Raw genomic sequence first — 20804 nt, forward strand, 5'->3', positions numbered from 1 at the left:
GCAAGTCTCCTCTTAAAGTGTGCCGATAGTACCCGGATTGAATACCGCGTCTACCGGGGCAATGCCGTTGACCAGCGGCGCGCCGAACTCGGCCTGGCTGATTTCGAACACGTCCCCCGGCTGGGTGCGGATGCCGTCGGCGAACGACAGCGTCGCGGTGCCGAAGAAGTGGACGTGAACGTCCCCCGGGCGCAGGAACTGACTGTACTTGAAGTGGTGGAATTCCAGGTTTTCGAGGCTATGGCACATGTTCGCCTCGCCGCTGAGGAATTCGTTCTGCCACAACACTTCGCCGTTGCGCAGGATACGACTGGTCCCGGACAGATGTTGAGGCAATTCACCCACGCGAAGTTCCGGCCCAAAGCTGCAACTGCGCAGTTTCGAATGGGCCAGGTAGAGATAATTCTTGCGCTCCATGACGTGATCGGAAAATTCGTTGCCCACCGCGAAGCCCAGTCGATACGGCTTGCCATCGTGTCCAATGACGTACAGGCCGCTGATCTCCGGCTCTTCGCCGGCGTCTTCGGCAAACGGTGGCAACGGGAACGGATGGCCCGGGCGGACCACGATGCTGCCGTCGCCCTTATAGAACCATTCCGGCTGCACGCCGGCCTGCCCGGCCTGTGGTTTGCCGCCCTCGACGCCCCATTTGAAGATGCGCATGGTGTCGGTCATCGCGGCTTCGTCGCCGGCCTGTTGGTGCATCTTGTCCCGGGCCGAAGCGCTGCCCAGGTGGGTCAGGCCGGTGCCGCTGACCAGCAAGTGCGCCGGGTCCGGGTGGTCCAGCGGCGGCAGGATCCGCAGTTCGCCGAGCAGTTGCGCGTAGTCATGGCTCGCCCCCAGGCCCAAGCCGTTGACCTGCTGCTCAAGCTTCACGCCCGCCTCGATCGCGGCCAGCGCCAGCTCCCGCACAGTGGCGGCGCCCTGCACTTCACGTACCTGATCGCCCTCGACCACACCGACGCGGCGCTCGCCGTTACTCAATTCGAACTGAACTAAACGCATGGGTTTTCTCCCTGTAAACAAAACATGAATAGGCGAAGCAGGCTTTTTGTGGCGAGGGAGCTTGCTCCCGCTGGGGGGCGAAGCACCCCCAACTTCTGGCGCCGAGTTCATTTAGGCAAACACAGCGTATGTTTTTGCGACTGCTGCGCAGTCGAGCGGGAGCAAGCTCCCTCGCCACAAAAGCTCTCGTTCACAATTGCAATAAGTTCAGCTACGCGTCGCCCCCCGGGCGCTCGCCGCGAACTGATCCGCCGGCAGCACATGCTTGCGCTCCAGCAGGCGATAGACCACGCCGGTCAGCACCAGGCCGAACACCATCACGCACGACAGGAAATAAAGCCCCGAAGCCAGGTTGCCGGTGTACTCCTTCAGCGCACCGATCACGAACGGCCCGATGTAGCCACCCAGGTTGCCCACCGAGTTGATCAACGCAATGCCCGCCGCCGCGCTGGCGCCAGCGAAGAAACGTCCTGGCAAGGTCCAGAACACCGCTGTGCAGGAGAACAGCGCGAATGCCACCAGGCACAGCGCGGCCAGTTGCAACACCGGTACCGACAGCCAGGCACTGAGGAACAGGCCGATGGCGCCCAGTACATACAACACGGCCAGGTGACCGTAGCGATCATTCAAGCGATCGGAACTGCGGGGAATGATCAACAGGCCGATGATGCCGAAGATATACGGTACGGAAGACACAAAACCGGTCACCAGGTCACTGCCGCCAAACTGCTTGATCAGTGTCGGCAACCACAAGCCCAGGCCGTAGATGCTCAAGGTCACTGGCAGGTAGAACAGCGCCAGCAGCAAGACTCGCTTGTCTTTCAGCGCATGCAGTGGATTGCCGTGGCGCGTCTGGCCGTATTGCTCGAGGTCTTTTTGCAGCTCGCCGGTCAGCCAGTCCTTCTCGGCCTGGTCCATCCACTTCACTTGTTGCGGGCCATCTGGCAGATAGCGCAGCACGGGCCAGGTCAACAGCACCGCCGGCAGGCCGATGACGATGAACAGCCACTGCCAGCCATGCAGGCCAAGGATGCCATCCATGCCCAGCAAGCCACCGGACACAGGGCCGGTGATCATCATCGCGATGGGTTGGGAAAGAATGAACAGCCCGAGGATCTTGCCACGATGGCGCACCGGGAACCATTGGGTGATGTAGTACAGCACGCCCGGGAAGAACCCGGCTTCGGCCGCACCCAGTAAAAAGCGCATCACGTAGAAACTGTGAGGCCCTTGTACAAACGCCATGCCAATGGTGATGGCGCCCCAGGTGATCATGATCCGGGCGAACCAGCGCCGGGCACCGAAGCGTTCGAGCATCAGGTTGCTGGGGATTTCCAGCAGGAAATAACCAATGAAGAAAAGTCCTGCGCCCAGGCCATAGGCGGCGTCGCCGATGCCGATGTCGGCACCCATGTGCAACTTGGCGAAGCCCACCGCAGAGCGGTCCACGTAGGCGATCAAGTACAGCAGGATCAGGAAGGGAATCAGTTTGAGAGTGATGCGACGAATAAGCCGCAATTCCTGGCTCATGGGGCCGGTCTCCGATTGTTGTTGTTATAGAACCTTGGGGGATTTCTCTCGCGAACGAACGCCAGGACAACCCCTCCGTTGAATCGGACTATATAGTAATACTATTTACTCAACAACACTTCCAAACCGCGCAAATTGCGCTTATGTTACGCTTCAGCTCGAACAATATAGTCATACAATAAGAGAATCGATCATGTCTGATAAGAAACCCTCCCTGCGCTCGGCCCAATGGTTTGGCACTGCCGACAAGAACGGCTTCATGTACCGCAGCTGGATGAAAAATCAGGGCATCGCCGACCATCAGTTCCACGGCAAGCCGATCATCGGCATCTGCAACACCTGGTCGGAGCTGACGCCGTGCAATGCGCACTTCCGCCAGATCGCCGAGCACGTCAAACGCGGCGTGATCGAGGCTGGGGGTTTCCCGGTGGAATTCCCGGTGTTCTCCAACGGCGAATCGAACCTGCGCCCGACCGCCATGCTGACCCGCAACCTGGCGAGCATGGACGTGGAAGAGGCGATTCGCGGCAACCCGATCGATGGCGTGGTACTGCTCACCGGTTGCGACAAGACCACCCCGGCCTTGCTGATGGGTGCCGCCAGTTGCGACGTGCCGGCCATCGTCGTCACCGGTGGCCCGATGCTCAACGGCAAGCACAAGGGCCAGGACATCGGATCAGGCACGGTGGTTTGGCAGTTGAGCGAGCAGGTCAAGGCCGGCACCATCACCATTGACGACTTCCTCGCCGCCGAGGGCGGCATGTCCCGCTCGGCCGGCACCTGCAACACCATGGGCACGGCCTCGACCATGGCGTGCATGGCTGAAGCCCTCGGCACTTCCCTGCCCCACAACGCGGCGATTCCGGCCGTGGACGCCCGTCGTTATGTGCTGGCCCACATGTCCGGCATGCGCGCGGTGGAAATGGTCCGTGAAGACCTGAGATTGTCGAAGATCCTGACCAAGGAAGCCTTCGAAAACGCCATCCGCGTCAACGCCGCCATCGGCGGTTCGACCAACGCGGTCATTCACCTCAAGGCCATCGCCGGACGCATCGGCGTGCAACTGGACCTGGACGACTGGACCCGCATCGGTCGTGGCATGCCGACCATCGTCGACCTGCAGCCATCCGGGCGCTTCCTGATGGAAGAGTTCTACTATGCCGGCGGCCTGCCCGCCGTCCTGCGTCGCCTGGGTGAAGCCAACCTGATCCCTCACCCGAACGCGCTGACAGTCAACGGCAAGAGCCTCGGTGAAAACACCAAGGACGCGCCGATCTACGGCCAGGACGAAGTCATCCGCACCCTCGACAACCCGATCCGCGCCGACGGCGGTATCTGCGTGCTGCGCGGCAACCTGGCGCCATTGGGCGCAGTGCTCAAGCCATCCGCCGCCACGGCGCAACTGATGCAACATCGTGGTCGCGCGGTGGTGTTCGAGAACTTCGACGAGTACAAGGCCAGGATCAACGACCCGGAACTGGACGTCGATGCCGACTCGATCCTGGTCATGAAAAACTGCGGGCCGAAGGGTTATCCGGGTATGGCTGAAGTGGGCAACATGGGCTTGCCGGCCAAGCTGCTGGCCCAGGGCGTGACAGACATGGTGCGCATTTCCGATGCGCGCATGAGCGGCACCGCCTACGGCACCGTGGTGCTGCACGTGGCGCCGGAGGCCGCGGCTGGCGGACCTTTGGCCGCCGTGAAAGAAGGCGACTGGATCGAACTCGATTGCGCCAGTGGCCGCTTGCACCTGGACATCCCGGACGCCGAACTCGCCGCGCGCCTGGCCGACCTCGCACCACCGCAACAATTGCTGGTGGGCGGCTATCGCCAGTTGTACATCGACCATGTGCTGCAAGCGGACCAGGGCTGCGACTTCGACTTCCTGGTGGGCTGCCGCGGCGCCGAGGTGCCGCGTCACTCCCATTGACCCCGCCCCTCCCTGTGGAAGCAAGCCTGCTCGCGATAACGGTGGGCCAGTCAGCAATGATCCGGCTGATCCGACGCCATCGCGAGCAAGCTCGCTCCCACAAGGGGCCTGTATCTGCCCCAACGAAATCGCACTAGCGACCCGTCATCGCCGCGCCTGCTATCATGCGCAGCACCCCACGCACACAGGATCGCGCCGCGTCCCATGGATTACCGTAAACCCTCCGACCGCAAAAGCATGCATGCGCGCATCGTCCAGGAACTGGGCAGACAGATCGTTTCCGGCCGCTTCAAGCCCGACGACAAACTACCCGCCGAAGCGTTGCTGTGCGAAGAGTACGCCGTCAGCCGCCCCGTGCTGCGCGAAGCCACGCGGGTGTTGGTCGCCAAGGGGTTGGTGTATTCACGGCCGCGAGTGGGCACGGTGGTCAAGGCCCGTCGGGAATGGCACATGCTCGACCCGGACGTACTGCACTGGCTGATGCAAAGCAGCCCGCAGAATGAATTCTTCGGCCTGCTTACCAGCGTGCGCAGCATCATCGAACCGGCCGCCGCCGCGCTCGCCGCGCAGTTCGCCACCGACGAAGACATTGCCGCCATCAGCGAAGCCTACCAACGCATGGAAGCGGCACCGACTCCCGAAGCGCTGCTGCAACCGGACCTGGATTTCCACAGCCGCATCGCCGACGCCACCCACAACGACCTGCTCGCCAACCTCTGCAACATGTTGTCCGTGGCCATTGCCGAAGCGCTCAAGCACTCCAACCAGCGGCCCAACCTGCATGAACTGGCGATGCCGCGACACAAGGCGATCCTCACCGCCATCGAGAACCGCGACGCCCTCGGCGCACGCCACGCCACCCTGGTGCAATTGGATGATGCCCGCAGCGCCTTGAACGTGGTGTTGGGCAGCGATCCCGCCCCGGCCTGACACAAGCCATCCCCAGCGGGTGGTACCTATATACCGCACGCAGGGAAAGAGAATCCCGACACTTGACTCTCGCCGTCATCCCGACGGCCATGCGTCCAGAAAAGGAATTCTCATGAACACGCTCTCCTCGGCCGGCAGCCCGCCGGCCGCCGCGCACACCATCAACCCGATGTCCGCCCGCCCGACCTTCAAGCAGGTTGTCCAGCAGGTGCTCGGGCAAGCCCTCAGGGAAAAATACCCCGCGCTGGCCATCGACCTCGACAAGACCCGACTGGCGACACCGAACGAGGCCGCCCAAGGCTGGAACTACCAACCCTTCATGCCCTTGGTGCTCGATTACCTGGCCCTCGGCACGCCGGTGGATTTCAGTTCACGGGGCAATTTGGACTGTTATCTGTCCGACTCGGTCCCCAGCCGTCTCTGGTCGGGCAACGACAGGCTCGACATGAAGGTTGTCGAGAAACTGCTGCATGAGCTGCCCTGGACCGTGCCGATCGGGCTCGAAGAAGCATTGACCCGCTATTGGAACGGCGATGCCGAAACCATCTCCCACACCCGGGTGGCTGCCCGCACCAGCCGCTGGCATTGGCTGGGCGATACGCTGAGGATCTCGTTGCATATCCGCAGGCTTCAGCAACCGGGCCTGACGGTGCCCGCCTGCGAGGCGCTGGACCAGATCGTCCGGTGGCCGGACCGCGAGCAACGTTTCCAGCGCAATGCCTCTGCGGTATACGTGTATGGCCTGAACAGCGTGCTGACCGAAGGCGCCGTGTCCTCGGTGTTGCCGAGCAGCGATCTTCTGCTCATGCATTACACCGAGTACGGGCTTACGCTCTTGCTATGCAGCCCGGGCGCCGCCATCCGACCTTTCGAATCGCTAGACGCCTTCAATCGCCATTGGCGCGAACAGATCGCCAATCGCTATGTGGTCGACACGATCACTTGCCAACGCTACGAGCTCGACGGCGACCTTTTCGACACCCAGGCCGCGCTGATCCTGGAGCAACAACTCACCGAGCTGAAGGCCGTGCAACTGCCGTCAAAAATCGGCCTGGCGAACCTCAGTGCGCTGTACAGCGACTTGAGCGACCCGACGCGATGCCTGCGCGATGCACCAAGGCTGACGCCTGAGACATCGGCTCGACTCGCGCCGCTACTCCCCGATTGGTTGAAAAATGCATCCCTGGCCGATTGCGGCCGATTCCAGCGATACAGCCTGGCGCTGGCCAGTATCAGTAGTCGGATTCAAGGCCCAAGCCACCCCAGCGACATCAAGGCCTTTGCCGCCGAGGCGCTGCTCACGCAAATGAACAAAACCAACGACATCAGCCCGGACAAGGCCGACCCCAGCCAGTACCAACCCGATGACATCGAGCTGATCTTCACAGTATCCGCGGGATATCCCGGAACGGCCGGTATCAGCGAACGCAGGACGATGAGCCTGACCCGCCTGGCCATCGACAATCTTGTCGCCCGTCCCAGCGGCCATTTGCAACTCGCCCACCGGCAGGGCCTGTCATTGCCGGCCTGGCTGACAACAGATTTCATCACCCGCAAGAACGGGCTGATCGAGCAAGTCGACATCGGCACGACCTATCCTCGCTACCTGCAACAAGAGCTGTTGGGCGACTCGTCCCAAGCCCGTGAGCAGCAAAAGATATTTGCCGAACAGGTCCCGGCGCAGTTACCGCTCGAAGCGCTGCGGCAGGTGCTCACCGAAAAAAACGGCATGACCCGCCAAGGGCTGCGCCTCATCGAAGCGGTTTTCCAACCCGACACCGAGGGTCGACAAGTCGACGGGCAACCCGTTGTCATGCGTCACCTGGCCTTTCTGCGCAAACCCCAGGCCCAGCCCGACATCGCGAGCAACATGTTTATCGTCGAAGCACAGGACGCCAGCACCGGCCCGCATCTGTTGTACCGTCCGCTGTACGTGCCCTCGCTGATGGAGTTTCCCACCCGTCTGGCGCTGCAACAGGCCATCGCCACTACGGGCGACCTGCAAACCAGCGTCCTGACCTGGATGTCCGACGCGGCGCGCTCGGTGTATGCCAACGGTGGCTTTACGGAGCCGCACATCGTGCGCTTTTTCCAGGGCGACGAATTCAGCGCCCCCGAAAAACCCGTCCCGGCCACGCTTGCCACCGATGGCATGAATGACGAGTTGCTGCAGTACCTGCACCGAGGCGAACTGCTCCAGTACCTGTATGGCTGCAACGCCCAGGCCTTGATCACACAGGCCGACCGAAACTCCGTCTCGAACAGCGAAAGCCGCTGGGCGGCATTGCTGGAAGGCGGCAGCCTGTTGTTCAACACGTTGCTGTTCCCGTTGTTGCGCGGCCCGGCCATGTCCGCGGTCTGGTTATGGAGCTTGATGGCCAGCGCCAGTCGCGACATTCCCGCTCTGATCAGCGAAGACCCCACGACACGGGAACTGGCTGCCGTCGATTTCCTGGTCAACCTCGCCATGCTGACCAGCCAGTTGCACGCCAGCCCGGCGCCACCACGCGTGCCCATCGCCGAAACGGTCAAGGAGCAGGCCATGCAGGCCCCTGCTCCACGTGCCACGGCCGAACAATGGCCGGCGCCGCCGGTGCCGGCCATCCTGGAAGGATCCGTTTCCCTGCCCGACGCGCATTCCGGCGCCCTCGACCGCATTCTCGATTTCAGTTTCACCGGCGCCCGTCATCGCCTGACGTCGCAGCAACGCACCCAACTGGCACGCATGCAAGTACCCCGCCCCGAATCTCTCCCCGAACCGATCCACTACGGTCCCTTCAAGGGCCTCTATGTGATCGGTAACAAATGGCACGCGCTGGTGAACGAAAACTTGTATCGAATCAGCCCGGAAGCGGACGGCAGCACCAGGATCGTCGACCCGCTCGACCGGCTCAGGATGGGCCCGGCGCTGCAAACGGATGGCCAAGGCAACTGGTCCATCGACCTGGGGCTGCGCCTCAGGGGGGGCATGCCGCCTAAACGCATTGCCGAGCAACGGCAACTGAACGTTAAAAGAACCATCACCTTGATCGAAGAGACAAATGCGATGAGGAAGCGCATTGATAGGTTGCAAACGGAGCTGGACGTCGCTCAACAGATACTCAACAGAGTAGAAAATGACAGCACCAAAACCGAAAACCAGCGTGGCCCCAGGCGCAAAGTGTTTTATGACCTGAATAAAGAACAGGTCGATATCTACCTGAAGTTGCTAGGCAGCGCGCCTGAACACGCCAGGCTGGGTATCGATATACCCACCAAGGAACTCCGCGTGCTGATGGAAAATGTAGTCATCAATGCCCGCAGGGCGGTATTGGTCACTGATATGGAACAACGCGCCCTCAATGCAGCCAACCCGAACTATGCGGAAGAATTGGTGCTGACGGCCGTCATTTCCAACATGAGGGACTATCTGAAGTTCCTCGACCAAACAGCCGAGATCAATGAGCGGGCCATCCACTGGCTGGAGCTCAAGGATGAATACCTCGACAGGCTATTGAACCTGGACAGCGCAGGCGCCCAGGCCTACGAGCGCCTGGTCAAAGACCGTCCCCTGGACGAGAGAAATGCCTTGGGCTCCAAGGCCCTGCAACTGGCGACATTGCCGTTGCTGTCGATCAAGCGCCCGGAGACCGACCTGCCCAACAGCCTGTTTCGCATTCTCCAGCCCTTGGGCGAGCAGGTGCGCTCGCATTCAGAACTGGCCATGTACGACCTGCCTGCGCTTGAGCATCTGGAGGTATTGGAGAGCCTGACCGAACGATACGCCAAGACGCTGGATGCCTTGCTTGGCATGAAGACGCTCTATATAGATGACATCAACGAAGCGTACTTCGACAAGCTGATCTCCCTGGTCGACAGCCTGTACCAAGACGCCTCCAGCAAGCTCGCCGCCGAAGTCAAACCCGAGCCTAAACCTCGCAAGCGCCCGTCAAAACGCCCGAAATCGCCCTCCGGCCGTCCTCAGAAGAAGGTGATCAAGACGCGAAAGAACGGCGTGCTGATTGGCGACCTGAAGCCTGCGGGTACCAGCTTGCCGATCGAAGTCGTCGAGCTGCGCTCGCAAGCCAATGACGAGGTGCTTTCCACGTATTCGCAACACGACGATGTCTGGGATGTCGTTGAAGTACGTCGGCCGCAGCCCGCGCCCCGAACGCGCTCCATCAAGGCAATCAAGGCCGATGCGCAGCAGCTGCTGGAACAGTTGTCGGAACGCCTGCGCCGCGCCGAGGACTACAAAAAGCGCTGCCGACACCCCCAGGAGATCGAAGAAATCATGAGCAACGAAGCGAGTCGCTTCCGTGTCCTGGTCGATGAACTGGACCGCGCGTTCGCCGCCTCGAAAACATCTCGCACAGCGGCGGACCAGGCGCTAGGCAAACAATTGTCGGATGCGATTTCAAGCTTGGGCAGCAAAGGCAATGCGTTGCGCACCGAGCTGAGCCTGCATCTGCCGCCCACCGACGGCAACCTTCGTTACTTGTTCGATAAAAACCTGATTCAAGTCGCGCTGCTTGGCAAGCGCCAGGCCTTGAAAGGCACCCGCAAGGATTTCCTCCAGGAGTACGCCGTCAACGACCGCAAAGGCTTTCCACTCTGGTATGGGCATTTTCACTATGAAACGGTGGATTCGCCGAAAGCTGACTACACCGTCGCCCATCTCAAGACCAAGGAACAACGCCACGAACACTATCATTCGCTGCTTGCCAAGGCCGACAGCCCTTATGCAGTTGTAAACGTGCATCGTGGCCAGATAGGCCGGTCGCTGGCACAAGGCAGGTTTCTACCGTTGGCGCCGTGATCGAGGCACATGAAAGCCTGTGGGAGCGAGCTTGCTCGCGATGGCGGATGGACATTCAACACCTTAATTGACTGTCACACCGCTATCGCGAGCAAGCTCGCTCCCACATCAATTCACCACCTGGGGCTGTGCTGAAGGTTCTGCCATCGGTCAATGGGCAAACAACGAATTGCCCTTCTGCCCCGCCAGTTTTTCCGGCTTGATCAGGAAGCGCGCCAAGGCCGGCAGCAGCCACAACGCGCCGAACATGTTCCACAGCAGCATGAACGTCAGCATCAAGCCCATGTCAGCCTGGAACTTGATGGCCGAGAAGATCCACGTGCACACCCCGATCGCCAGGCACAGCCCGGTGAACAGCACCGCTTTGCCGGTGGACTTCAGCGTCTGGTAATACGCTTCCTGCAACGGCAGGCCGGCCCGCAGGAAACTCTCCAGGCGACTGTAGATGTAAATGCCGTAGTCCACGCCGATCCCTACACCCAAGGCCACCACCGGCAGGGTCGCGACCTTCACGCCAATCCCCATGAAGGCCATCAACGCGTTGCCCAACACCGACGTCAGCACCAGCGGCAGGACGATGCACAGCGTCGCCGCCCAGGAGCGGAAGGTGATCATGCACATCGTCGCGACGCAGATATAAACCAGGATGAGGATGATCAGCTCCGATTCCTTGATCACTTCGTTGGTGGCGGCCTCGATGCCGGCGTTACCGGCGGCCAGGATGAATTCCAGGCCATCGCGGTTGTTCTCCTTGGCGAAGTCCTGCACCGCCTTCACCGCGCGGTCCAGGGTCTCGGCCTTGTGGTCGTTGAGGAACACCAGCACCGGCGCCAGGGAACAGCTGTTGTTATACAGGCCATCGGCCCGGGCAATGGAGCTGTTGAGCACATCGGGGTTACGGGACAGGGTTTCCCATTTCAGGTTGCCCTCGTTCATGCCCTTGATCATTTGCTTGGACACGGTCACCAGGGAAATCGCCGATTGCACGCCCTCGGTGTTCTGCATCTTCCACATCAGCTCGTCGATCGGCGCCATGGCTTCATAGCGCGAGCAGCCTTCGGCCTTGGTCTTGACCATCACCACCAGCACATCGGAACTGGTGGAATAGTTGCTGATGATGAAATTGTTGTCTTGGTTGTAGCGCGAATCCGGTCGCAGCTCGGGTGCGCCCTGGTCCAGGTCGCCGATCTTCAGGTTCTGGCTGTACCAGAGGCCGCCGCCGAAAGCGAGTACCGCCAAGGCAATCGACACCGGCGCGACCTTGGCACTGGCGAACTTCGACAGCAGGCGCCAGAACGGATGCTCGCGGGTCGCGTCTTTCTTGCTGCGCTCGACGGCCCGCTTGCTGATGCCTACATAGGAAATCGCCACCGGTAACAGGATCAGGTTGGTGAACACGATCACCGCCACACCGATGGAGGCGCCGATGGCCAGTTCGCGAATCACGCCGATGTCGATGATCAACAAGGTAATGAAGCCGACGGCATCGGCCAGGATCGCGATCATCCCCGGCAGGAACAACTGGCGGAAGGTACGCCGGGCAGCCGTCAGCGCGTTGTCCGCTTCGCTGGACTGCAAGGCGATGCCGTTGATTTTCTGCACGCCATGGGAAATGCCGATGGCAAAGATCAGGAACGGCACCAGCATCGAATAGGGGTCAAGGCCAAAGCCCGCCGCGTGCATCAGCCCCAACTGCCAGACCACCGCCACCAATGTGGTGCTCAACACCGCCACGGTGCTGCGCATGCAGTTGGTGAACCAGTACAGGAGGATCAACGTAATCACGAAGGCCACGCCAAAGAACATCACCACCATGACCAGGCCGTCGATCAGGTCGCCGACCTTCTTGGCGAAACCGACGATATGGATCTGCACATTGGGGTTCTGGGCTTCGAACTTGTTGCGGATCTTATCTTCAAGCTCATGGGAAAACTTGCGGTAATCCAGGGCGAGCAACTTGCCTTGGTCTTGCGGGTCCGGGTAGGACTCCAGCAGCGGGATATCGATGATGCTCGATTTGAAGTCGTTCGCCACCAGGCGCCCGACCTGGCCGGACTTGAGCACGTTGTTGCGCAACAAGTCGAGGCTGTCCGCCGAGCCATCGTAGCTCTGGGGAATCACCTCACCGCCGGCGAAGCCCTCCTCCGTCACCTCGGTCCAGCGCACGCTCGGGCTCCACAGCGACTTGAGCCCGGAGCGGTCAACGCCGAAGATATAGAACACTTCATCGTGGATCTGGCGCAGGGTCTCCATGTATTCCTTGGAGAAAATGTCGCCGTCAGTGGCTTCAACGGAGATCCGCACCGTGTTGCCGAGGTTCGCCAGATCGTTGCGGTGTTCGAGCATCTTTTCGATGAAAGGATGCTCGAGGGGGATCATTTTTTCGAAACTGGTGGAGGGCCGGATCAGCGTCGCTTGCCAGAAAAGGAAGATGCTGACCAGCAGGCAAATGACGATCACTGCCGGGCGGTTGTTGAAAATCAGGCGTTCGAGAAACGTCGCCTTGTCTTGATGATGACTGCTCATGGGGTCCGCCTTGTTGTTATTGTGCCCGTCTGACAGGTCCGGCTCATTTGCTCAATTCGGCGCCAGTGGACGTGGTGGCGCGAACACCGCCCTGTCCCGCCAAGATCAGGTTACCGTTGCCCGCCGACGTGACGGCCGCCACGGAAATTCGATCCGGACGGTTGAACACGCTGAACGTCACGCCATCGTCGGTGCTGCGGATCACGCTGCCACCGTTGCCGACGATGACGATCGAGCCGTCCGGCAACAGCGTTGCACCCGACAAGCCGAACTCCAGCGCGCCACGGGCGGCCTTGAGCTCGACCTGCTCCCAGGTCGTGCCAAAATCGGTGGAACGATAAAGATTGCCGCGAAGGCCGTAGGCCAACAGGGTCGAAGGCTGGGCTGTGCCAACGACGCCAAACAGCGAGCCTTCATAAGGGCCTTGGATTTTTTCCCAGGTCTGCCCCCAATCGGAGGAACGGAACATGCTGCCGGCCTCGCCGACGATGAACAGCCCTGTATCTTTCACGGCGGTAACAGCATTGAGGTGGTATTGATCTTCATTGTCGAGGCGGTCGCTGGCGTCTTCCCAGTGCTTGCCGCCATCGTTGGTCTCGTACAGCGCACCGTAGGCACCCACGGCGAACCCATGGCTGGGGTCCTGGAACCAGACGTCCAGCAAGGGCGCCTCGCGAGGCAGGTCTTCGAATTGCTTGGTCCAGGTGGTGCCGCCGTCGACGCTGGCGAGGATCTGCGCGTCGTGTCCTACGGCCCAGCCATGCTTGTCATCCACGAAGAACACCGCAGTGAGCAGCTGGCGGGTCGGAACCTTGGCCTGGGTCCAGGATTTACCCTGGTCATCGGAATAGACGATGTGGCCACGGTCACCGACCGCCACCAGTCGCTGGCCGGCCTGGACCACATCAAGCATCAGGGTCTTGCTGGCCTTTGCCGACTCGACGGAATAGATGACATCGGATGTCGATGCGGCCACCGCCAGCACGGGTGCCGACAAGACGGCGGAGCCCAGCAGTGAGAGCGCCGAGGCCAGCAACGCCACACGGCGCAGCATCGGCGGCCGGCAGCGGCCCACAGCCATGACAGGCTCATTCATAGACCTTTCCCCCATTATTATTGTTATGGCTTGGTACGTTGCCAGGCTTGGAGCATAGCCCTGAAACCTGCAATCTAGAGCCACTCGCAAGCGGAACCTATCCTATCGGGCTTTCGAAAGGTCTGACAATCGACGCCACGTTATCTTTTGTTAACCATGGGGATAACGGGAAGGGGTGAATCAGAAGATATTCGTGAGAATGATGACTGTGGCGAGGGAGCTTGCTCCCGCTGGAGGCCGGCGGACTCCCTTTTCCTGGTTCACGCGCCTTCAGTGGCGAAACGAATCAAGGGCAGGCCTGCTTTGCAGGCCAGCGGGAGCAAGCTCCCTCGCCACAAAAGGCAGCGCGAAGCCTAGTCAAGCCAGGCTCTTGCTCACCACTTCAAACACATCGGCCGACAACCCGCCAGACGCCAGGATGCGCTCCAGCTCGGCCTTCATCAGTGCCTGGCGGGCACTGTCGTATTTGCGCCACCGGGTCAGCGGCGCCAGTTGCCGCGAGGCGATCTGCGGGTTGAAACCGTTGAGCTGGATGACCAGATCCGCCAGGAAGCGGTAGCCCGAACCGTCGGCGGCGTGGAAGTTGATCAGGTTCTGCCCGGCGAACGCGCCGATCAACGCCCGCACCTTGTTCGGATTCTTGATGTTGAACGCAGGGTGCTCCATCAGCGCCTTGACCCGCGCCAGGCCACCCGGCAACGGGCTGCCCGCCTGTACGCTGAACCATTGGTCCATGACCAGTGGGTTGCCCTTGAAGTTTTCCGCGAACACTTCCAGGGCGCGAGCCTTCTCGGTTTCGAACGGAGAGTTGACCAGCACCGCCAGCGCCGTGAGGCGCTCGGTCATGTTGTCGGCAGTGTCGAACTGATCGAGCGTCGCGCTCAACACTTGCGGTTTGTCGGTCAGCATCAGGTACGACAGCGCAATGTTCTGCAACGCGCGACGGGCGAAGTGTTCGGCCTCGGCCACGTAAGGCGTGCGCCGGGACAGGTCGCGATTGGCCTCATAGCGCAGCCATAAGGCTTCGAACAGGTCCTGCGCCAATTGCCGGCGGGCAAACTCGCGGGCGACGTGGATCGCCTCGACGTCGGCGATTTCGCTGATTTCGGTCAGGTAGGCTTCGCTTGGCAGCGAGAGCATTTCCGCGACCATCGCCTGATCCAGCGATTCATCCGACAGCACGGTGCGCAATGCGCTGACCAGCCGTGGATCCAGCACCAGGCTCTCGCCCCGCTGGTGCTGGCCGATCAGTTCCTGCAACACCTGCACCGACAACTGCTGGCCGGCATCCCAGCGGTTGAAGCCATCGCTGTCGTGCTGCATCAGGAACATCAGTTGGTCGCGGTCGTATGGGAAGCTCAGTTTCACCGGTGCGGAGAAACCGCGCAGCAACGAAGGCAGAGGCTTCTCGGCGATATCGACGAAGGTGAAGGTCTGCTCGGCTTCGGTCACCGAGATCACTCGGGTCGTGCCGCTGGCCGCCGCTTCGCCGTTCAGGCGCAGCGGCATTTCACCGCCCTGGCTGTCCAACAGGCCCAACTCGACGGGAATCACGAACGGCAGCTTTTCCGCTTTGTCCGGGGTTGGCGGGCAGCTCTGGCGGAAGGTCAGGCTGTAGGTCTTGGCCGCTGCGTCGTAGGACTCGCTCACCACCAGCCGTGGGGTACCGGCCTGGCTATACCAGCGCTTGAACTGGCTCAGGTCGACACCGTTGGCATCTTCCATGGCCTTGATGAAATCGTCGCAGGTTACGGCCTGGCCGTCGTGACGCTCGAAATACAGGTCGCTGCCCTTGCGGAAGCCTTCGGCCCCCAGCAGGGTGTGGATCATGCCGACCACTTCCGAGCCCTTTTCGTACACGGTCAGGGTATAGAAGTTGGAGATCTCGATGAAGCTGTCCGGGCGCACCGGGTGGGCCATTGGCCCCGCGTCCTCGGCAAACTGGTGGGTACGCAGGTACGCCACGTCCTGGATACGCTTGACGGTGGCCGAGTTCATGTCCGCCGAGAAGCCGGCGTCGCGGAACACCGTGAAGCCTTCCTTGAGCGACAACTGGAACCAGTCGCGGCAGGTCACGCGGTTGCCCGACCAGTTATGGAAATATTCGTGGGCAACGATCGCCTCGACCCGCTGGTGCGCGGCGTCGGTGGCGGTTTCGGCACGGGCCAGCACGGCGCTGGAGTTGAAGATATTGAGGCCCTTGTTTTCCATGGCGCCCATGTTGAAGTCGTTGACCGCCACAATCATGAAAATGTCGAGGTCGTATTCGCGACCGTACACCTCTTCGTCCCAGCGCATCGACTTCTTCAGGCTGGTCATGGCGTGCTGGCACTTGTCGATGTTTTCTGGCTCGACGTAGATGCGCAGCGCCACGGTGCGGTCGGTCATGGTGGTGAACGTGTCTTCGACGCACCACAGGTCACCGGCCACCAGTGCAAACAGGTAGGCGGGCTTCTTGAACGGATCTTCCCAGGTCGCCCAGTGCCGACCGTCCTCGCCGGGGCCGCTGGCAATCGGGTTGCCGTTGGACAGCAGCACCGGATAGCTGTGCTGCTCGGCCACCACCGTGGTGGTGAACTTGCTCATCACATCAGGGCGGTCGAGGTAGTAAGTGATCTTGCGGAACCCCTCGGCCTCGCACTGGGTGCAAAACATACTGCCGGATTTATAGAGGCCTTCCAGCGCTGTATTGGTTTCCGGATGGATCCGCACAGTGGTATCGACCGTGAACGCCTGGGCCTTGGGCTGCAAGGTCAGGTGGCTGTCATCGAGCTGGTAGTCGCCCTGCCCCAGGTCGGCGTCGTCGAGCTTGATCGACAGCAATTCCAACTGCTGGCCATCGAGCACCAGCGGCGGCAGTCCGGCACCGCGCTCGGGGTTGCGGCGCATCACCAGTTGCGCATGGACCAGGCTGTGGTCCTCGAACAACTCGAAGGTCAGGTGTGTTTCGTCGATCAGGTACTCGGGGGCCTGATAGTCCTTGAGGTAGATCATCTTCGGTTGTTCGGTGCGCATGGGTCGAATCCTTCTACTGATGCACGGCGAGCTGGTAAGCCGTGTATTTACGAATATTGATCACGCCGGTGTCGAAAATCAGGTATTGGCCCTTGATCCCCAACAGCGTGCCCTCGGCGATGGGGTCCTTGTCCAGGTTGAAGCTGACGATCTTGGCCGGGTATTGCTCCACCGGGTAACGGATCTCGATGGGTTCGACGTCCGCTATGGTCTGGATCGCCTGCAAGCCGAATCGTTCCTGAAGGCCCTGCAAGCCCGGGGCGCAGCTTTCGAAGAGGGAATCGCGGGAGGCGGGCAAGTCCACCGCCGCCGCGTCGCCCTTGAGCAAGGCGCGCCAGTTGGTCTTGTCCGCCACCTGGCTGCGGAACAGGTCCTCGACGAACCCCGACTGCTGGCGGGTGGCGACCCGCAGGATCGGCAGCGCCTGGCTCGCACCCTGGTCGAGCCAGCGGGTCGGCAACTGCGTGGCGCGGGTGATGCCGACTTTCACGCCCGACGAATTGGCGAGGTAGACCACGTGATCGGTCATGCAGAACTGCTCGCCCCACGCTGGGTCGCGGCAGGTGCCCGCGTCGAAATGGCAGCGCTCGGGGCTCATGATGCACAGGTCGCACTGGGCCAGCTTGGTCATGCAAGGGTAGCAATAACCCTGGCTGAAACTGGTCTTGGTCCGGCGTCCGCAATGGGTGCAGTGGATCGCACCAAGGTATTGCAGGCGAATCGTGCTGCCGATCAACGGATTGACCGGCACCTCGACGTCACCCAGGCGAAAGGCATATTGAACAGTCGGCCCGTCAAGGCGCGCCGACATCTTGCTGATTGCACCGCGGCCAATCTCGATCAATGGATGGCATCCGACTTGAACAGGATATTGGGCACTTCGATGGCTTTGGACTGGCATTCCTGCGGGCCCATGTAGCCGGTGCGCTCTTCCTCGGGCAGGTTCTGGATTTCCCAGGCGATCATCGCCTGCAGCGACAGCTCGCGCTGCTCGGCGGTGAGCTTGTTGCCATCGGCCCATTTACCGATCTCCACGGCCAACTTCAGGCTGCGGTAGATGTCGGGGGTGATGTTCTGGATCATTTCGTTGAAGGAAGACATGGATTCTCCGCGCAATCGCGCATTTTCAAAAGACACAGGCGCCTGTCAAAGAGACATTTTACGGCGAGCGAACAGCCCGCCCAACAGCCCGGTGAAGCAGCCGACGAGCAGCCCACCGACATGGGCCGCGTTGGCGATCTCGCCGAAACCGATCAGCGAAACCAGCCCGGACAGACACAGCAGCAACCACACCAGCATCATCACCAGCACCCCTCGGGGCAAATGATAGGCCGGGTTCGGTGCGAGCAGTTGGTAGATCCAGCAATGCCCCAGCAGGCCGTACAACACTCCCGACAACCCGCCGAACAGCGTCGGGCCGCTGAAAAAGTACTGGGCGAAATTGGAGACAAGGCTGAACAGCAGCGTCAGCCCCAACAGGTTGATGCCGCCCTGGCGCGCTTCGATCCGCCGCCCCAGCTCCCAATACCACATGCCATTCATGGCGATGTGCAGGAAGCCGAAGTGAATCAGCATCGGCGTCACCAGGCGCCACCACTGCCCCGCCGCCAGGCTATCGGCCAGCGGTGTGAACTGGATGTACTCGCCGACGATGCGAAACTGGAGGAAGGTCAGCCAGCGCAAGGTTTCAAGATTGTCCCCCAGCAGCGTCACGGCGCTGACGATCAGGCTCAGCAGCAATACCAGGGCCGTCACCGGACTGCGGGTCAGCTGTTGCACGAACCCGGTTCGCCGGGAAGTGCTGCCCTTGTCCGGCAGTTCCAGCTGCTGCTCGGGATCGCCAGCAGGGAATCGCGCATACAACGAGCGCACGTCTTCACTGATCTCGTTCGGCACCCAGAGCACCTGCTCACCCGCCTCTTCACTGACGCGATGGGGGACCTGCATGCGTTGCAGCAGTTTGACGAAACCGCTGAGGTCTACCGCCAGGGGCAGGCGCAGGACCGCGACGACGCTCATTGCACCACCTCCGGTCGCTCGACATCGACCCAGACGAACTTGTGCGGATCCAGGCGGGTTTCCTGGTCGAGGCGATACGCAACGAGCTTGCCATAGAGCACCGCGCTGTAGTCCAGGCACGCCAGGTTCGAGCGGATCGGCGCAGGCTTGCCGCTGCGCCAATAATGGCCGACGAACAACATCGGCTGATCGACGCCATAACGCAGCAGGTTGTTTTTTTCATCCGGGGACAATGGCGTGCGGGCCACAGGTTCTGGCAATGCATCAGGCTGGAACACGATGTCGCCGTAGGTCTGCGGGTTGTCTTCCCAGAACTTGGTGCGGAAGAATGCCCGCGTCAGGCCATCGCCACCCGTCAGGGTCATGCCATGGGGCAGGCGCATGTCGGTGCCCCGCAGCAGGCGGTCGAAGACCGTACAGGCGAAACTGCCGGATTCGGCCGACGCCTGGAGAAAATGCTCGTCGACGCAGCCATTCGGAAACAGGCCACGCAAGGGTTCGATGAGGCCGGCATCCCAGCAAGCGTGCACGACCCGGAAACGGCCGGCATCGACAAACAACGGCAGCTCATAGAACCATTTGAGGAAATCGCGCCACTCGCCAGGGTGCTGCTCGAACTGGCTCAGCGTCTCGTTGAGCAGGCGGGCATGGCGCGGCGTGTGTTCACGCACGTAGCGCTGGCCGCTGCCCGGCAGTGCCGGCGTGCTCCAACCCAGCGCATTGAATTCGTGGTTGCCCATGATGCACAGCGCCTGGCCGGCCTGCACCATGTCGTGGACGATGTGCAGCGCCTCGCGAATACGCGGGCCACGGTCGATGATATCTCCAAGGAACACAGCCATGCGCGACGGATGCCGCCAGACCCCGCCCTGCTTGTGGTAACCGAGCCGGTCAAGCAGGTGTTCCAGGGTCAAGGCGCATCCGTGCACGTCGCCGATCAGGTCGTAACTGCGCGCGGGATCGAGCATCAGTCGCCTCCACCCCCCAGACGACTGCCCCAGCCGAGCTTGGTCCGGCAGACTTCGTAGTAGTTGTGATCCAACGGGTGGATCAGGCGCAGCTTCTGGGCCTTTTTGCTGACGGTGATGGTGTCACCTGGCGCGCAGGTGAAATGGTTCTGGCCGTCGCATGATACTTGCGGGTAGATCTGCATATCCTTGGACACGACGATTTTCAGTTCACTGTTGCCATCGACCACGATGGGTCGCCCAGACAAGGTATGGGGGTACATGGGCACAATCACAATAGCGTCGAGCTTGGGATGCATGATCGGCCCGCCCGCCGACAGCGCATAGGCGGTGGAACCGGTGGGCGTCGCGACGATCAGGCCGTCGGCCTTCTGGCTGCAGACGAACTGGCCATCGATGTACAGCTCGAATTCGATCATGCGGGTGGACTTGCCGGGGTGCAGCACCACGTCGTTGAGGGCATCGCCTTGGCCGATGGCCTCGGCGTGACGACGGACCTCGGCTTGCAGCAGGAAGCGGTTCTCCACCAGATAATGGCCGTCCAGTACCTCGGCAACCTTGATTTCCAGCTCGTCCGGGCGGATATCGGTAAGGAAGCCAAGGCTGCCACGGTTGATGCCCAGTACCGGAATGTTGTGCCGTGCCAAGGCCCGGGCGGCGCCCAGCAGGCTGCCGTCGCCGCCGACGACGATGACCATGTCGCAGACTTCGCCGAGCATCTTGCGCGACGATGTCTGCAGACCGTGGCCCGGCAGCACTTCGGCGATGGTGTCTTCGAGGATCACATGCAGGTGCCGCTCCAGGAGGAAGCGTTTGAGACGGCGAACGGTGTCCAGCACCTGTGAACTGCCCAGGCGACCGATGATGCCGATATTGCGAAATTGCTCCATGAGGCTCCTGCGAGGGTCTGCGACGGGCGAAAAATACGATTATGGGCGAAAGCGCTCCGTAGACAAAATTCTTTAAGCCTCCAGCGCAACGGCTATG

Annotated in this window: 13 protein-coding genes; 3 read left to right on the forward strand and 10 right to left on the reverse strand. The window is 61.3% G+C overall.

The genetic code is table 11. From position 1 onward, the window contains the following. Positions 1 to 12: 12 nt before the first annotated feature. Both araD1 and J3P90_RS14730 read right to left on the reverse strand, forming a co-directional pair. Positions 13 to 1005 (reverse strand): AraD1 family protein, encoded by a 993-nt coding sequence (gene araD1, locus J3P90_RS14725; RefSeq protein ID WP_434563753.1) that lies wholly within the window; start codon positions 1003 to 1005, stop codon positions 13 to 15. A 207-nt stretch (positions 1006 to 1212) separates the two neighbouring features. Continuing rightward, positions 1213 to 2535 (reverse strand): MFS transporter, encoded by a 1323-nt coding sequence (locus tag J3P90_RS14730; protein WP_420766545.1) that lies wholly within the window; start codon positions 2533 to 2535, stop codon positions 1213 to 1215. A 193-nt stretch (positions 2536 to 2728) separates the two neighbouring features. Between J3P90_RS14730 and J3P90_RS14735 the strand changes: the two genes are divergently transcribed. The 3 genes from J3P90_RS14735 (at position 2729) to J3P90_RS14745 (ending at position 10193) form a co-directional block, all read left to right on the forward strand. After that, complete coding sequence (locus tag J3P90_RS14735) at positions 2729 to 4465, forward strand: IlvD/Edd family dehydratase (protein WP_420766546.1); 1737 nt, start codon at positions 2729 to 2731, stop codon at positions 4463 to 4465. Positions 4466 to 4669: 204 nt separating this feature from the next. After that, positions 4670 to 5395, forward strand: a complete 726-nt coding sequence (locus tag J3P90_RS14740) for a FadR/GntR family transcriptional regulator (protein WP_434563751.1) — start codon at positions 4670 to 4672, stop codon at positions 5393 to 5395. A 112-nt stretch (positions 5396 to 5507) separates the two neighbouring features. Next, a complete protein-coding gene (locus tag J3P90_RS14745) occupies positions 5508 to 10193 on the forward strand; it encodes a dermonecrotic toxin domain-containing protein (protein ID WP_434674954.1) in 4686 nt (1561 codons plus the stop codon). 150 nt (positions 10194 to 10343) lie between these two features. Here the strand turns inward: J3P90_RS14745 and J3P90_RS14750 are convergent, their stop codons facing one another. From J3P90_RS14750 to J3P90_RS14785, 8 genes are all read right to left on the reverse strand, one after another. After that, positions 10344 to 12719, reverse strand: coding sequence for an efflux RND transporter permease subunit (locus J3P90_RS14750; protein WP_434674955.1), 2376 nt, complete (start codon positions 12717 to 12719; stop codon positions 10344 to 10346). A 43-nt stretch (positions 12720 to 12762) separates the two neighbouring features. Continuing rightward, positions 12763 to 13815 carry a WD40/YVTN/BNR-like repeat-containing protein gene (locus tag J3P90_RS14755; protein WP_420766550.1) on the reverse strand — a complete coding sequence of 351 codons (1053 nt, stop codon included), beginning with the start codon at positions 13813 to 13815 and terminating at the stop codon, positions 12763 to 12765. A 357-nt stretch (positions 13816 to 14172) separates the two neighbouring features. After that, positions 14173 to 16830: an aminopeptidase N gene (gene pepN, locus J3P90_RS14760; RefSeq protein ID WP_434674956.1), complete on the reverse strand. Its 2658-nt coding sequence runs from the start codon at positions 16828 to 16830 to the stop codon at positions 14173 to 14175. A gap of 13 nt (positions 16831 to 16843) precedes the next feature. Beyond that, the gene (locus J3P90_RS14765; RefSeq protein WP_434674957.1) at positions 16844 to 17674 is read right to left on the reverse strand and encodes a DUF2797 domain-containing protein; all 831 of its coding nucleotides are present in this window, start codon (positions 17672 to 17674) and stop codon (positions 16844 to 16846) included. After that, on the reverse strand, positions 17671 to 17931 hold the full coding sequence (locus J3P90_RS14770) for a YeaC family protein (protein ID WP_420766553.1): 261 nt from the start codon (positions 17929 to 17931) through the stop codon (positions 17671 to 17673). The genes J3P90_RS14765 and J3P90_RS14770 overlap by 4 nt, the downstream gene beginning before the upstream one ends. Before the next feature lie 45 nt (positions 17932 to 17976). Further along, a complete protein-coding gene (locus tag J3P90_RS14775) occupies positions 17977 to 18849 on the reverse strand; it encodes a rhomboid family intramembrane serine protease (RefSeq protein WP_434563737.1) in 873 nt (290 codons plus the stop codon). Further along, on the reverse strand, positions 18846 to 19820 hold the full coding sequence (locus tag J3P90_RS14780; protein WP_420766633.1) for a metallophosphoesterase: 975 nt from the start codon (positions 19818 to 19820) through the stop codon (positions 18846 to 18848). Before J3P90_RS14780 ends, J3P90_RS14775 begins: the two co-directional genes overlap by 4 nt. Further along, positions 19817 to 20707: an NAD(+) kinase gene (locus J3P90_RS14785; RefSeq protein WP_003180647.1), complete on the reverse strand. Its 891-nt coding sequence runs from the start codon at positions 20705 to 20707 to the stop codon at positions 19817 to 19819. Before J3P90_RS14785 ends, J3P90_RS14780 begins: the two co-directional genes overlap by 4 nt. Positions 20708 to 20804: the final 97 nt, after the last annotated feature.

This window comes from Pseudomonas sp. D3-10 (assembly GCF_051132175.1).
Classification (GTDB): Bacteria; Pseudomonadota; Gammaproteobacteria; order Pseudomonadales; family Pseudomonadaceae; genus Aquipseudomonas.

Excerpts from the sequence above, each read along its gene's own strand:
- araD1 (WP_434563753.1), bottom strand. The coding sequence starts at position 1,005 with ATGCGTTTAGTTCAGTTCGAATTGAGTAACGGCGAGCGCCGCGTCGGT.
- J3P90_RS14730 (WP_420766545.1), bottom strand. The coding sequence starts at position 2,535 with ATGAGCCAGGAATTGCGGCTTATTCGTCGCATCACTCTCAAACTGATT.
- J3P90_RS14735 (WP_420766546.1), top strand. The coding sequence starts at position 2,729 with ATGTCTGATAAGAAACCCTCCCTGCGCTCGGCCCAATGGTTTGGCACT.
- J3P90_RS14740 (WP_434563751.1), top strand. The coding sequence starts at position 4,670 with ATGGATTACCGTAAACCCTCCGACCGCAAAAGCATGCATGCGCGCATC.
- J3P90_RS14745 (WP_434674954.1), top strand. The coding sequence starts at position 5,508 with ATGAACACGCTCTCCTCGGCCGGCAGCCCGCCGGCCGCCGCGCACACC.
- J3P90_RS14750 (WP_434674955.1), bottom strand. The coding sequence starts at position 12,719 with ATGAGCAGTCATCATCAAGACAAGGCGACGTTTCTCGAACGCCTGATT.
- J3P90_RS14755 (WP_420766550.1), bottom strand. The coding sequence starts at position 13,815 with ATGAATGAGCCTGTCATGGCTGTGGGCCGCTGCCGGCCGCCGATGCTG.
- pepN (WP_434674956.1), bottom strand. The coding sequence starts at position 16,830 with ATGCGCACCGAACAACCGAAGATGATCTACCTCAAGGACTATCAGGCC.
- J3P90_RS14770 (WP_420766553.1), bottom strand. The coding sequence starts at position 17,931 with ATGTCTTCCTTCAACGAAATGATCCAGAACATCACCCCCGACATCTAC.
- J3P90_RS14775 (WP_434563737.1), bottom strand. The coding sequence starts at position 18,849 with ATGAGCGTCGTCGCGGTCCTGCGCCTGCCCCTGGCGGTAGACCTCAGC.
- J3P90_RS14785 (WP_003180647.1), bottom strand. The coding sequence starts at position 20,707 with ATGGAGCAATTTCGCAATATCGGCATCATCGGTCGCCTGGGCAGTTCA.